Raw genomic sequence first — 13365 nt, 5'->3', positions numbered from 1 at the left:
TGCAGTACTCCCAGCTCTTTTCTCTGCGTGGAGCACGCAAGCCACGCGAGTGGTTGGGAATTTCCGGCCGGATGGAGGCCGTCCGTGGCTTGAAAATGTTTCCCTAAAACAACAACAGCTCAGCAAAGCGCGAGCGGGGGCTGCCCGCGCGTCTTGCGAAGGCGAGCTCGTCGATAGAATGACAAGCGGGTTCCCGGCCGACCGCCGGGGCTGGACTTTCCGCGTCGTTCAGGTCTTCTCGCATATAAGTGAGCGTGCCTGCCATATGGAGGATGAAATGCCCCGCTTGATCCTTAGTACCGTTCAGTTAGGCGGATGGCATGTACAGTTCGTCGTCCCCGCGAATGCCGGGGCCCCGTGTCTTTCTACGTCTCTGGATTCCCGCCTTTGCGGGAATGACGAACATCCTTCCTCAAGTAAACCGCATTACCGCTTGACCCCTATTGAGAATGCCTTTGGCATTTGCTTTTACTTCTTCCTGAGCATTTTGCTCGCCAGCTTGTTGGCCGGATGCGGTGGCGGAGGAGGGGGCGGTGGTGCAAGCGGGTCTTCAAGCGTAAGCGTCAGCACCACGCCTGTAGCAGCCGTCTGTGCGGCCAGCGGCCTCGTCGCGCCCCTGGCAGACGCCAGCGCGCCGGCCGCTGTGTGGAGCATCAGCTCCGGTTCGGCGCGCACTTATGCCGAAACGCCGGCCGCCAGTGAAGACCTCATTAACCCCATGCGCGGCTACCACCGCTGGATCAACCGCGAGCAGGTGCCGCAGGCATCGCCCTCGCAGGTCGTCTACAACCGCTTCTTTTGGAAGTCGCTCGAAACCGCTGAAGGCGTCTACGACTTCTCTGCGCTGCTCGCCGAGGCCAGTGCCGCCAAGGCGCAGGGCAAGAAATACGCCTTCCGCCTGCGCATGATGAATGGCGATGCGGATGCCAGCGTCTACTTGCCGGACTACGTCTACAAGAATTCGGCCTGTGCGCACGAGTGCGGCTTCACTGCGGCCTACAAGGCCATGGATCCTGTCACCTACGCCCTCCTGCCGGCAGTGTATAGCTTCGTGCCGGACTGGAACGATGCCTGGCTGCAGACTCGTGCCAAGGCGCTGCTCGTCGCCTTGCGTGATGCCCTCAAGACGGCGGGCATCGAGCTCGCGTGGATCGACGTGGGTCTCTACGGTCAGTACGGTGAGTGGTATGTGCGCCCCACCTACTACCTCGGCTCGCCGCAGGGCAACGTGCCGGCTGGCGTCACCGCCATCACGGCGGCCTCGAAGCAGGCCTTCGCACGCATGCACTTCGAAGTGTTCCCGGACGTGCAGCACGTCATGTTCGCCAAGCTTGACCAGCTCGACGCCCTCAGCTGGGGCCTGAGCCAGACCCTCACCAGCAAGCCCGTCGGCCTGCGCACCGACTGCCTCGGCAAGACCCTCACCCTAGGCGAATGGGAGAGCAACCCGGCCAGCTTCGCGCTGATCCAGGATCAGTGGAAAAAAGCCCCCTTCATCGCCGAGTTCTGCTCGCCCGATAGCGGCAAGAACGTGGTGGACCTCGCGCTCGCCAGCAGCCAGATCACCCGATACCACATCAGCACCCTCGGCAATGGCCAGATCGCGCCCAAGGCCAGCAGCGATATCGACGCCCGCTGGTCCTTCCTCACCTCAGATGAGCAGAGCGCCCTGATCGGCCTAGGCCGCCAGACGGGCTACCGCTACTTCATCAGCGAAAGCGGCGTGAGCCTCAATGCCGACGGTAGCCTGCGCATCCGTGCCGCTCTGCGCAATGGCGGCAGCGCGCCAAGCTACGAGAGCTGGAAGCTCAATCTTGAACTCGTGGATGCTGCTGGTGCCGTTGCCGCCAGCCAGCCGCTGAGCCTCAATCTGCAGGATAACCTTGGCAACTGCTCCAGCCAGCTCATCGACACCAACTGGAATCCCGCCGTCAGCAACTCCGGCAGCTACACCCTGCGCATCGCTGCCACGCACAGCTTCTGGCCGCGCCTGAAGTGGGCCCAGCAAGGCCGCAATACCGATGGCAGCCTCCCCCTCGCCACTGTGCTGCGTAAATGAGCGCCAGCTTCAGGGCGCCACGCAGGCGGGCGCTGAATTGCTGCATTGCTTGAAGGGCGCAGGTTTTCCCCGTCCGTGACGGCGCGTGCGGACCCGGGCAGCGGCGTTTGCGCGCCGCTCTAAGTCCGGACATATCGCCTTGCTGCCGGCCTCAGCAGCCCTGAGATTGGGCGCGGGAGAGTCGCAGGAAGCGTTTGTCGCGCTCGCTCCACACCCAGTAGCTCACGAAGCTGTTGTTGTAGTGCGGGGCCCAGCTTATCTCGATGGCGGGTTCGCCATTGAGCATGTCCACCTGCAGGCGCAGGGCGGAGCCGTCGAGCGGGCCCGTCTGCTGCAGGGTCTGGCTTTTGCCCCGGAAATGCGCCCGCACCAGCACCGCCCCCTCCCACATGAACTGGCTGGATGAAGGCTCCGAGCCATTGGCGGCCAGGCGCGGCAGGTATTCGAAGCTGAAGCGGATCTTCTCGCCGTTGAGCATCAGCTGGCGATCGAACAGTTGCCGGGGCAGGCCTTCGCTTTCGGCGCTGGCGATGGCCTGGTTCCAGGCTTCCTCGGAGAGCTTGAGCGCTGCAAGGCCAAACTTGCCTTCAGGCAGGCGCCGCTGTTGGGAAGCATGGGTTTCCGTGCCTTCGTACTCTTCGATGCCTTGCGCGAAGCGCTGGATCGGATAGTCCGTATCCAGCCGGGCGTAGCCCAGTGAGTCGCCGAGCTTCAGCACGTATTCCACTTCGCCGGTGAGCCAGGTGCGTTTGAGCAGCAGATCGAGTTCGGAATCGCTGCGCAGGGCGCCGACCCACAACAGCTCTTGCCGCTCGAAGGCCATGCCATGCGCCGGCGGCACGAGGATGTGCTGTTCACCTTTCGCATCGGTGGCCACGAGTTGCAGGGAGCCCGCCAGGAGGGCGCCATCCTTGCGGCGCTGCGAGGGGGTGGAGAGCGACCAGGGTTTGCCATTGGCCTGCACTGAGGCCACCCAGCGATCGTGCAGCAGGGCCGGTGCGCTCAGGGCTGAGGGGTAGCTGCCGGGCTTGAGCGCAGGGAGCTTCTCGTTGCCGCCAGTGCTCATCAGGCGGAAGGCCAGCAAGGCCGGTGCGGGCAGGGTGAGGGCGTGGCGGACCGGCGTGGTGGTCTGGGGCGTGGGGCCGGTCTTGCGTGCCACCAGTTGCCAGTCGGGCACGCGGGTTTTGTCCGTGCGGCTGAGGATCAGGGTCTGCCCCTCCAGCGATACGGCATACCACGCATCCTTGAGCTGCATCGGTGGCAGCGGCGGGTTTTCGGGGATGTCGACCACCAGTGCTTCGCCCGGTGTGCTCATGAGCAGCATGGGGGCTTCGGGCCGGGCCGAGATGCTGCCTGAGAGCAGCAGGGCGGCGAGGCCAAGCAGTGCGTGCAAGACGGGTTTCATCGTTCAAGGTCTCCGAGGAACAGCGCGCGGTATGGCAGGTGCGGCGGCATCTTCGCATGGCGTACACCTTGTGCCTCCACCTGCGGCGCTAGACTTATGTAGTTGGCGACTGGGCCGCCTTGTCGCCATGAGTTTCCTTGTTGCCTGGCGGTTGGGCAATCTCAGCCCGGAAGCTGGTCATTGGGTTGCATCACACTCGATTCTCGCACATATGATTTTTGCTCCTGTTCCAGGCCTGTTTTTCATTTTCCTAGCGCTGGTGTTGCCCGGTCTGTGCCTGATCGGCACGCTGGGTCTGATCCTGATTTTCGTGCTGAAACGGCGTACCGAAGCGGGGCGTGAGAGCCTTGCCCGGCATAAAGGCAGATTGATCGCGGGCGCGGTTCTGGTGGCACTGCTGGATTGTTTTTATGCCTTTGTTTTGATTGATGGGTACAGGACTTATATCGAGATAAAAGAGCAGGCGCTCAACCGTGAGAAACGCGCTCATTTCACCTTGAGCCAGCCCGTTCAACATTGCGAGTTGCTGATGCCAACGGGGACGCAGATCACTCGTTATGACGCGTTTGACAATGGAGAGCCTGAGCGGCCACAGAAACTCACGGGTTTGATCTCGGCACGTTTTCCGGAGCCGGTGCTGATTGGCGGTGCGTGGGCGATTGCTTTGCAGAGTGTGCAGGGAGAACTGGAATTGGCGCGCGATCAGGTCATTCAGGGGCAAGCCTGCAAAACGGGGCAGATCGCAAGGTTTGATGTGCCGCTGATCGAGTACGACATTGTGGCGGAGTTCGGTCAGGAGGTGCCCGATGGCCCGCTGGCGAGATTCAAGCCCAGCCAGTGGGTGTTCAGATCGTGTAATCCAGCGTAGTGGCCGTGCCATCCGCTTTGCTCCGGCAGGGCAGATTGGTGTGGCGATAAGCGCTGGCATGTAAGACGCAGCAGGTAACTGAAGTAGGGAGTGCTCATGGGTGGTGTAGTGGCGCTAGGCTTTCTGGCACTGTTCTTCAGCCTGACAGGGACGCTGGCTGCATCTCTTCTTGAAAGCGCTTTCGGTTTTTCATTCTCGACCGAAATGGAAATTGCCTGGTGGGTGCTTGCGTATCTGCTTTTTGCCAGCCTGGTGACTTACCTGCACAAAAAAATCAGCCAGGCGAAAACCGGCTGGCCGGCGCGCATGCATGCGGGGCTGAGCAAGGGGTTGTGGTATTTGTTTGGAGCCTTCATGGCGGGCGCTGTTGTGCTGGATATTCATGGCTGCGTGGCGGCTACAGACGCCCGGATTTATCCAGAAGTGGTGGGCACCTGGTATGCCAGTGATTACATCGATCACGATTACGGCTCGGATTCCTACACCACACCTACAGCCCAGATCGCTCCGATCGTGCGGGATATCGAGACGGGGCGGACCTTGCATGCAAGCTGCCCGCACAAGAGCACGGATTGCTACGAGATCCGTCATAACGGTGGCCTGAAAGTCGACGATACCCGCTCATGGAGTGGCCGCCCGTTCTCGGTTCGCTATGCCCGCCTTTCCGTGCGCTCCAAACCTCTTGGTAAAACCCTCATTACGGGGCTGGAGTATTTGGATTTCGCTGAGTTGCCGGAAGCGGTCAAACAAAGCGCCATCCGCGAGCTGGTGTGCTCGACTTCTGTACTGACCGTGTGGCACATGGCCAAGCAGTTTCCGGCGTATCGACCACAAATCGAAGTGGCTTTCTCGGAAAAGGCTGATCGCTGCAAGCGTTGAGGTAGCTGTTTTCAGCCGGTAGGACTCAATGGGTAAAAGGCAGGCAAGACGCAGGCAGGCAAGACGCCAGATTATATTTGTCCGACAGTACAGCCTTCAGAATCAAGGTTTACCCGTCGTTAAGCCTGTTGTTAGCGACGAGCCTTACTTTTCAGAATGGTGAAAGGCTCTTGCTCCGATTACTTGACTGAAGAGCTCCAGGAGTAAGGCTGTGAAAAACATCAAGATTGGCATGCGTCTCATGCTCGCGTTCGGTGTAGTGCTTGCGCTTTTTGGGAGCGCTGCAATGCTCGCGGGTTTGAAGGGCGCTGAGATCCGTAATGGCGCCAATCTCGTGCAGCAGCAGGGTGTGGAGCGCTCACGCATGGCAGCTAGCCTGCTGTATGAAATCATGCGTTTCCGTATTGTTTCGCGTGATTTTCTGCTCAAGTCAGATGCGACGATTGGGCCGAAGATGATCGAAGGCCTGGAGGCGATCAAGACCAAGCTGAAGCCTTTTGCCGAGGGGCCGGAAGCCGATATCAAGGAGGCTGCGGCGGCCATTCAGGCGAGCCTGGATGTACTCCAGCCATCCACGGCGGAGATCGTCAGGCAGGCCTCTGCGGGTGATCGCGAGGGGGCGCTGGCCACGATGGGCAAGGGCGGCCCCGCTGCAGGTGCGATGCAGGCTGCTGCAGACAAGCTGATTTCGACTGTGGAGACGCATGCTGCGGACATCACCGAATTACTGGTGGCGAATGCGCGCTCCAGCCAGTTGCTATTGCTGGTGGCTTTTACGCTGGCGGCGGTGGCCGCTGTGATCTGTGCGCTGCTGGTGACCCGTTCGATTACGGCACCTATCCAGGAGATGATAGGCCAGGCTGGCCGTTTGGCGGAGGGAGACCTCAGCGTGCGCATCCAGAGCAGCTCCAAAGATGAGGTTGGCCAGTTGCAATCGGCTTTTGCACGCATGACCTTCGCCATGAGCGAGGCCTTAGGGAACATTCGCGGCAGTACGACGCAGGTTGATGCGGCAGCCCATCAGCTTGAGGACACGGCCAGAGCCGTTCATAACAGTATCGAGACCCAGTCGGAGTCCGCCTCCGCAATGGCCGCTGCGCTGGAGGAGATGTCGACCAGCATTGATCACATCACCGATATTTCGCAGCAGGCTCGCCAGGCCTCAACCCAGGCACGTACCAAGGCCAATGAGGGAAGCAAGGACATCAATCGGATGGTGGCCCAGATCGATACGGTTGCCGACTCGATCAACCAGAGTTCGGATACGGCGCGTGCGCTTGGCCAGGAGTCGGAGCGCATCTCTTCGATCGTGCAGGTGATCAAGGAGTTGGCGGACCAGACCAATCTCTTGGCACTCAATGCGGCCATTGAGGCCGCGCGTGCTGGTGAACAGGGGCGCGGATTTGCGGTGGTGGCGGATGAGGTGCGGAAGCTGGCCGAGCGCACCACGAATTCCACGCAGGAGATCGGTGCAATGGTCACGGCTATCCAGTCCGGCTCCAGTCAGATGAGTCAGAAGCTGTTTGAAGCGGTTTCTTCTGTTCAGCGCGGTCTGGAAATGGCGCGCAACGCAGATCTTTTCATCCATGAGATCGAGCGGGAAGCGCAGTCTGTGCAGCAATCGATCGATGAGGTTTCCTCGGCGCTCCAGGAGCAGTCGGCTGCTAGCCGTGACATTGCCGGGAGGGTCGAGATCGTAGTTCGGATGGTCGATGAAAACACCGCGGCGGCCGCTTCGATGTCGCAGACTTCGAGTGATATGAAATCGCTGGCCAATGCGCTTCACGGCAGTGTGGATCGCTTCAAGCTGGCTTCACGCTGATCGGGTGAGGTCGTTGCTTGTGAGCTGAAAAGCCATGAGCCGCAGCCTGTTTGACGAGGGGTGTTGGCTGGCCTGAGTTGTCAGTCGCTTGGCACGCGCTGTATGAGCACGGCCTTGGCTTGTGCACGCGTGCGCTCCTATAAAGTGATGACGTATTCATGTCTTTTCCGCGAAGGAGAAGGACGTGCATTGCAACAGCATCTTCATGCGTTTTGTGTTGCTGGCTTGGTGCGCCAGCGTCAGCATGGGCGCTTCCGCTGAGAAGGCGTGTATTGGCGTGGTTCCTGCCGGTGGGGGCTACGCCTTTTGGGGGGAGGTTGGGCGTGGCGCGCGGCAGGCCGGGCTCGAGCTGGGCCTGGATATTTATTTCCGTGGCCCGTCTGATGAAAATAATCCGGATGCCCAGAAGGAAATTCTGGCGGTGATCGCGCAAAAACGCTGCAGCGCTTTGGTGCTGGCGCCGAATGTGCCTGAGCGCGCCAAGGAGGTTGCTCAACTGCGCTTGAACGGCGTGCCGACTGTTTATATCGACCGCAGTTTCGGAGGCAGTGAAGCTGCCGCGATAGTGGCAACAGATAACTATCTGGCGGGAGGCGTAGCCGGCAGGGAGATGGCCCGTATCCTCGGCAAGCATGGGAGGGTGGTCGTGTTTCGGATGAAGCGCGGGGTGACGTCGACAGACGACCGGGAGCGAGGGTTCATGGCGGCAGTGAAAGCGGCGGGGCTTTCGGTTGTGCTCGACGAGTGGATCGGAAGCAATGTGGGCGAAGCGCGCACACGTTCAGAAAGCGCTCTTGAGCGTTTAAAACAACCCTTTGATGGCATCTTTACGCCGAATGAATCCACAACCCTGGCGACCCTCAGTTCGCTTCAGAAGGCGGGGCTGGCCGGCAAGGTGAGGCTTATTGGATTTGATATGAGCAAGGCATTCATTGATGCCTTGAACAAGGATCATTTGTACGGTGTGGTGGTGCAGCGGCCTTAACGGAGTGCTGCGTGCTGGCGTGGCTTGCGACGCCATCAACAGGATTCATGCGAGCAGCCGTGGTGTGCTGGATATGTCTGAAGAAATCTCGAGTGCTATCCGGGAGCAAGGCAGCACCAGCAATAATATTGCCGGGCATGTGGAACGGATTGCGCAAATGGCAGAGGAGAGCAGCGAGACGGCACAGGGGAGCGCTCGGATTGCGAATGAGCTGGATCAGTTAGCCCGGACGATGCAGGGGGTGGTCGCCCGCTACAAGGTTTGAATTTGCCCCGATTTTCGGTAGCCAGTCTTGCCTGGAGTGCTTTGCGCAAGGGTGGGGCTGGCGCTGTCAGGAAGCTGGTCTTGTGTTGTTGGGGCCTACGCGCACAGCCGCGGGTGTGTGATTTGGCACGGCGGACAAGAAAATTAACAAGCGCTTGAGCTGCTTTCAGCATTTGCCCTGAAATTGTGATTGTTCGGCCACTTAAAATGCCTCGACAGTCTCGCTCACGAGGCTTATTTCGGGCGTCCCCATGCTTTGCGACGTAGATGCCCCAGCTCAACTGGACAACGCATGCTCTCGCTTGACTCTCCTACTCTCCTGATGACGCAGGCCATCGTGCAGTGGCTGCTGGCAGCCTTGCTGATGTGTGAGCGACACAGTCATGCCAGCGCGCGGTTCTGGTCTTTAGCGCTGATCATGCATGGCACAGGCAATCTGCTCCTGTTCCTGCGCCCGTTGATGCCGCATCTGGCTGCAATCCTTCTGTACAACGGCTGTGCTGCGTGTGCGTTTTCTGTTTCCCATCTGGCTTTCGGACGCCTGGTCGATCAGGCCGTTCCCCGCTGGGTGATGCTTGCCCCGGTATTGCTGATCTGTGTCTTGATGCTGATCTTTGTTGATGACATTGCCATGCGAGTCATCGTTACCAGTATTGTTTACGGTAGCCAGGTTGTGCTGATCAGCTTGATGCTCAGGCGTGGTACCTGGCCCCCCGGCTCATTGCTGCAAAGATGGTTGGTCATCAGTTCGGCGCTTTTTGCTCTGTGCTTTTTCGTGCGTGCTTTGCTGTGCTGGCTGGACCCTGCACCGTTCACACAGTTACTCGGTAAGAGCCCGATTCAGGCCATTTTGATTCTGGGCGGGCTTGCTTACGGCATCATGTGCACGCTGGTGATCCTGTTGGCTAAGCTGGAGTGGCTCAATCAGGATCTTCTTCGGAAAGCAATGCTGGATAGCCTAACTGGTGTGCTTAATCGTGGCGCATTCACTGACATGGGTACGCAGGCACTCAAGCACGGGAAATTCCCGATCAGCGTGCTCATGATTGATGTCGATCATTTCAAGCAGATCAATGATCGACATGGTCACGCTATCGGAGATCAGGCGTTGAGGCTGTGTGCCGAAGCTTTGCAGGCCACCTTGCGCACGGGTGACATTCTGGGGCGGATTGGTGGGGAAGAGTTTTGCCTGGTTCTGATCAATACGGATAAAGCGCAGGCACAGACGATTGCGGAGCGTTTGCGGGCGGCGGTCGAGGCTATTCCTCTTGTGGATAATCTGGAGACCACATTGACGATCAGCATAGGCTTGATCACGGCGCCCAAGCCTGAAAAGCTCGAGTCTTTGATGCAGCATGCCGATGCGGCACTCTATGTCGCCAAGGCGACAGGCCGTAATCGGGTTGTCTGTGCGCACGAGGATTCTGGAGTTGAGACTTTGAGCCCGGTGCCGGTTGCTATGCAACCTTGATGTGTTGCGAGCCCCATTAGGTCCGGTTCAGGGTATGGCACGCTATAAATAGCATGCCGGGTGATACAGCTTTTGGGCGAGTCGAAATCTGGATGGGCGGCTGATTCTGGCGTGTACCTGAGGCTGGCATTCAGTGTTCGGCGGCGCCCCAGAGTTGATGAAAGTTCACGCCGATCATGATTCTGTCCAGCGAAAGGGCCATACCTACGGCGGCGCTTGCGTCGGTTGCCGTATGGCGGATGACCGGCTTGAGTGACGGCATGCCGCTGGCGTTCATGAGGGTGGCAATGACGGGGGACTTTGCGTTCGGCCCGCGTTTGAGGACAACCCCGGTTTCGCCGCTAACGAGCCTGACGATGGTGCCGGGCGGGTAGATGCCGATTTCTTTCACGAGCATTGCAGGGAAGGGGTTTTTCCCGCCGTGGGCGAGTTTGGTGAATACAGATTTGGTGGCCTCGCTGGCGATCATCGGCTTGCGATGGGAGCGCGGACTGACCTTGGCGCAAAAGACGTCTGCCGTGTGGACCAGCATGGCCAGATCGCTCGGCGTGCGGACCTTGCGCGGGTAACCAAGGCCTTCCGGTGTTTCGTGGTGCTCGAGCACGGCACGCAGCCACTCGTCATCTTCCACGCCGCAAACGATCAGCTGGCGCGCGCTTTCGGCAGGGTGATTGTTGATGGCGGTACGCTGCTGTGGTGAGAGTTTTTCCTGCTGGTTACACAGGCGCAGTTGCAGTTCAAGCATGGCGATGTTCATCGTCAGAGCGGCACAGACTAGGCTGGTCCGCTCTGCGGCACTCCAGTCAGCGGAGCGGGCGACCATGTCGGCGATCAGGGCGGTATGCAGGCTGTGGGCTACCGGATAATTGCGTTGATCCAGCAGCATGATTGCAGCCAGGGCCAGATCCGGGCTGCGCTCTGAGATCAGCATCGCCTGGCGTGCGAGGCGGGTAATTTCGGGTTGCATGCTGCCGTCTTGAGGCATGGCTTCGGCAATGAAAGCCAGGTGGGCCTGGACGCTTTCCCAGAGTGACATTGCATCGTACCGGGCCGGTGTATTCTCGGCTTCATGCTTGCGGTACTCGGCAGCATTCACATACATGCCGCGTTCGATGAGGGTTGCGATCTGGTCGTCGCTCTGGATTACAAAGCCCTTGCGTAGGAGCAGATGGCCGCTGCCGTCATAGACATCCCAAGGCAGGGGCTGATCCAGTTTCAGTTGATCGGGTTCCAGCCGGTGCATTTCGGCCATGACTTCGCTCCCGCAAAGCATCACACATTGCCGGCCGGCGCGCCGGAATGCTGTTTTATTACGTCCCTTCCGTCCGGAAATTAAGTCAGGGAAAACCGGGGTGCCCCTTCTTGCGTGGCTGCAAGGCCATGCCTGAGTATGACGAGCTAGCCGTTCAGAGCGGGATATGCAGGAATAAGGCTTGTCCTTGCCGCTTTGCCTGACGTGCTCAAACACCTGAGCTCGTACACAATTCTGGGTATGTGCCCCAGCGGTGAGAGGCTGTTCACGATCGGTAGCGAGAGGCCGTCAGCAGGGTGAGGAGCAGCGCAGGAACCAGCGTTTATGTTGATAAATGAGGATTCCGAGCAGTGCATGAGCCCTGATCACGGCCTCGCAGTAAGATCGTGAGCAGTTTCTGAGAGACGCTTTCCAACCTGTTCATGATGAAACCTACCCCATGCCAACCCTGAAAACTGCGAAGCCAACACCTAGTGACCAGCTTGCGAAATTGCTGGGAGGGGCTGTGGTGCTGCTATTGCTGGACTATGGGCGGGATGTTCTGGTCCCCATCGTTCTGGCTATTTTTCTCGGTTTGCTGGTTGCCCCGCTGATCCGCCGGCTTCGCCATTGGGGGCTGGGACAGGTGCAGGCGGTGGCGATCTCGGTCTTCCTGCTTTTCGCTGCGGTTTCGATCACGGCGGTTGTGCTCGGCTCCCAGGCCATCCGTTTGGCGAGCAGCTTGCCGCAATATGAGTCGACCATCCGCAACAAGCTCCAGACGCTGGATCGTTTGACGCTCGGCAAGCTGGATGCGTTGCTGACCCAGGCCGATCATCTGGTGAACAAGTTGTCACCAGAGCCGCCTGCCAAAACCGTTTTGCCTCCGCTGATTGCTTCGCCAGGACTGGATGGCCGTGAGCAACCGGTGAAAGTGCAGATTGCTGAGCCTCACCCCAAGCCTTTCGAGATCATTTCTAAGCTAGCCGAGCGGATTGTGCCTCCCCTTGAGACAGGGGGAATCGTCTTCATTCTGCTGGTGTTCATCCTGCTTGATTTTGATTTGATGCGCGATCGTTTGATCCGCCTTGCAGGGGGCAGCAATCTGCGCGCCACAACACAGGCGATCACGGACGCAACCGAGCGTCTGTCACGTTTCTTTGTGTCCCAGTTCGCGGTGAATGCGCTGGTGGGCAGCCTGGTCGCCGCCGGTTTGGGCTTGGCGGGGATCAGTGGTGCTTTGTTCTGGGGGGCACTCACTGCTGTGTCGCGTTTTGTGCCTTATATCGGCATCTGGTTGGCGGCAGGAGCGGCGCTGCTCATGTCAGCCGCCATGGCTGAGGGATGGGCACCCGTGATCCATACCTTGCTCGTGTTCATGTTTGTCGAGATTGTGGTTGCACAGTTCTTCGAGCCCAAACTGTATGGTCACTCCACTGGTTTGTCGCCGCTCTCGGTGGTGATTTCAGCCATCTTCTGGAGTGCTTTGTGGGGGCCGGTCGGACTGATTCTGTCCACACCGCTGACGCTGTGTCTGGTGGTGGCGGGGCGTTACGTGCCTGCATTGAATTTCCTTGAAATCCTGCTGGGAGACCTGCCTGCACTGAGTCATGTCGAGCGTTTCTATCAGCGTGCGCTCTCGGGGGATGCTCCCGAACTGGTACGCGGGCTCAGGCAGTTTCTGAAGGACAAGCCATTGCGCGAGTACTGCGACCAGGTTTTGCTGGCTTCGGTCAAGCTGGCCTATATCGACTTCGGTGAGCACGAAATCACCCGGGATGAGCAGGCGCACATGAACAGGGCAGTTTCTGGCTTGATTGAGGCGATGTCGCGCAAGCGTTCCTTGCGCCGGAGTTCGACCCAGGGCTCTGTACTGCGCATTACGGCACCGGATAACGGCACTCCGGACAGCTATCGCAGCCTGAATCCACGGCGGGACTGCAGCATCCTGGTGACGGATATTGGTGACCCGGTTGCCATCGTTGTTGCAAAGGCGTGCGTCAACGTGCTGCATAGCGAGGAGTTTGAGGCGCGCTATCTGAGTCACGGCGCGCTGGCCGAAATTGAGGCGGATGCTGATATTCCGCTCGTCTTCATTACTTGTGTGGCGCCTGAAGATCATGCCCGGGCTTTGGCTCAGAGCGTTGCTGAGTTACGTCGGCGTTTGCCTGAGGCGCACCTGATTGTCATGCGCGTACTGGAGGAGGTTGATGCTCCTTTTGCGCGCCCCACCTACTCAGAATGCGGGGCGGACGCCATGGTCCGCAGCTATCAGGAAATGGTCGATACCAGCTTCCGGCGCTTGGCTCGCCAGACCGGCGAGGCGACTGACTTGGAGGTTTGAGAGGTTTTTTTAGCAGCCTGGCCTGGCCTGGCCGTGT

Annotated in this window: 10 protein-coding genes; 8 read left to right on the top strand and 2 right to left on the bottom strand. The window is 59.4% G+C overall.

Going from position 1 to position 13365, the window contains the following annotated elements:
- Window positions 1-433 precede the first annotated feature (433 nt).
- Entirely contained in the window at window positions 434-2059 is a 1626-nt protein-coding gene (locus Q3Y64_RS11870; protein ID WP_303562105.1) for a DUF4832 domain-containing protein, read from the top strand.
- Between the two features lie 151 nt (window positions 2060-2210).
- Here the strand turns inward: Q3Y64_RS11870 and Q3Y64_RS11865 are convergent, their stop codons facing one another.
- Complete coding sequence (locus Q3Y64_RS11865) at window positions 2211-3464, bottom strand: hypothetical protein (RefSeq protein ID WP_303562104.1); 1254 nt, start codon at window positions 3462-3464, stop codon at window positions 2211-2213.
- Between the two features lie 127 nt (window positions 3465-3591).
- On the opposite strand from Q3Y64_RS11865, the gene Q3Y64_RS11860 reads away from it, so the two are divergent.
- From Q3Y64_RS11860 to Q3Y64_RS11835, 6 genes are all read left to right on the top strand, one after another.
- The gene (locus Q3Y64_RS11860) at window positions 3592-4332 is read left to right on the top strand and encodes a hypothetical protein (protein WP_303562102.1); all 741 of its coding nucleotides are present in this window, start codon (window positions 3592-3594) and stop codon (window positions 4330-4332) included.
- 204 nt (window positions 4333-4536) lie between these two features.
- Window positions 4537-5211, top strand: a complete 675-nt coding sequence (locus Q3Y64_RS11855) for a hypothetical protein (protein WP_303562100.1) — start codon at window positions 4537-4539, stop codon at window positions 5209-5211.
- A gap of 286 nt (window positions 5212-5497) precedes the next feature.
- Window positions 5498-7033 (top strand): methyl-accepting chemotaxis protein, encoded by a 1536-nt coding sequence (locus Q3Y64_RS11850; RefSeq protein ID WP_303562098.1) that lies wholly within the window; start codon window positions 5498-5500, stop codon window positions 7031-7033.
- A gap of 184 nt (window positions 7034-7217) precedes the next feature.
- Window positions 7218-8018, top strand: a complete 801-nt coding sequence (locus tag Q3Y64_RS11845; protein WP_303562095.1) for a substrate-binding domain-containing protein — start codon at window positions 7218-7220, stop codon at window positions 8016-8018.
- A 73-nt stretch (window positions 8019-8091) separates the two neighbouring features.
- Window positions 8092-8283 carry a hypothetical protein gene (locus Q3Y64_RS11840; protein ID WP_303562091.1) on the top strand — a complete coding sequence of 64 codons (192 nt, stop codon included), beginning with the start codon at window positions 8092-8094 and terminating at the stop codon, window positions 8281-8283.
- Window positions 8284-8574: 291 nt separating this feature from the next.
- Window positions 8575-9753, top strand: coding sequence for a GGDEF domain-containing protein (locus Q3Y64_RS11835; RefSeq protein ID WP_303562089.1), 1179 nt, complete (start codon window positions 8575-8577; stop codon window positions 9751-9753).
- A 130-nt stretch (window positions 9754-9883) separates the two neighbouring features.
- Here Q3Y64_RS11835 and Q3Y64_RS11830 read toward each other — a convergent pair whose 3' ends face one another.
- The gene (locus Q3Y64_RS11830) at window positions 9884-11005 is read right to left on the bottom strand and encodes an HD-GYP domain-containing protein (RefSeq protein ID WP_303562086.1); all 1122 of its coding nucleotides are present in this window, start codon (window positions 11003-11005) and stop codon (window positions 9884-9886) included.
- A 439-nt stretch (window positions 11006-11444) separates the two neighbouring features.
- Between Q3Y64_RS11830 and Q3Y64_RS11825 the strand changes: the two genes are divergently transcribed.
- Window positions 11445-13328 carry an AI-2E family transporter gene (locus tag Q3Y64_RS11825; protein WP_303562082.1) on the top strand — a complete coding sequence of 628 codons (1884 nt, stop codon included), beginning with the start codon at window positions 11445-11447 and terminating at the stop codon, window positions 13326-13328.
- Window positions 13329-13365 lie beyond the last annotated feature (37 nt).

It is taken from the genome of Uliginosibacterium sp. 31-12 (genome assembly GCF_030548425.1).
Lineage (GTDB): Bacteria > Pseudomonadota > Gammaproteobacteria > Burkholderiales > Rhodocyclaceae > Uliginosibacterium > Uliginosibacterium aquaticum.
Note: the sequence above shows the minus strand (reverse complement) of the source record. Positions and strands in the feature narration are given on the sequence as shown.

Coding starts and splice junctions, on each gene's coding strand:
- Q3Y64_RS11865 (WP_303562104.1), bottom strand. CDS start 3,464: ATGAAACCCGTCTTGCACGCACTGCTTGGCCTCGCCGCCCTGCTGCTC.
- Q3Y64_RS11860 (WP_303562102.1), top strand. CDS start 3,592: ATGAGTTTCCTTGTTGCCTGGCGGTTGGGCAATCTCAGCCCGGAAGCT.
- Q3Y64_RS11855 (WP_303562100.1), top strand. CDS start 4,537: ATGGAAATTGCCTGGTGGGTGCTTGCGTATCTGCTTTTTGCCAGCCTG.
- Q3Y64_RS11850 (WP_303562098.1), top strand. CDS start 5,498: ATGCTCGCGGGTTTGAAGGGCGCTGAGATCCGTAATGGCGCCAATCTC.
- Q3Y64_RS11840 (WP_303562091.1), top strand. CDS start 8,092: ATGTCTGAAGAAATCTCGAGTGCTATCCGGGAGCAAGGCAGCACCAGC.
- Q3Y64_RS11835 (WP_303562089.1), top strand. CDS start 8,575: ATGCTCTCGCTTGACTCTCCTACTCTCCTGATGACGCAGGCCATCGTG.
- Q3Y64_RS11830 (WP_303562086.1), bottom strand. CDS start 11,005: ATGGCCGAAATGCACCGGCTGGAACCCGATCAACTGAAACTGGATCAG.
- Q3Y64_RS11825 (WP_303562082.1), top strand. CDS start 11,445: ATGCCAACCCTGAAAACTGCGAAGCCAACACCTAGTGACCAGCTTGCG.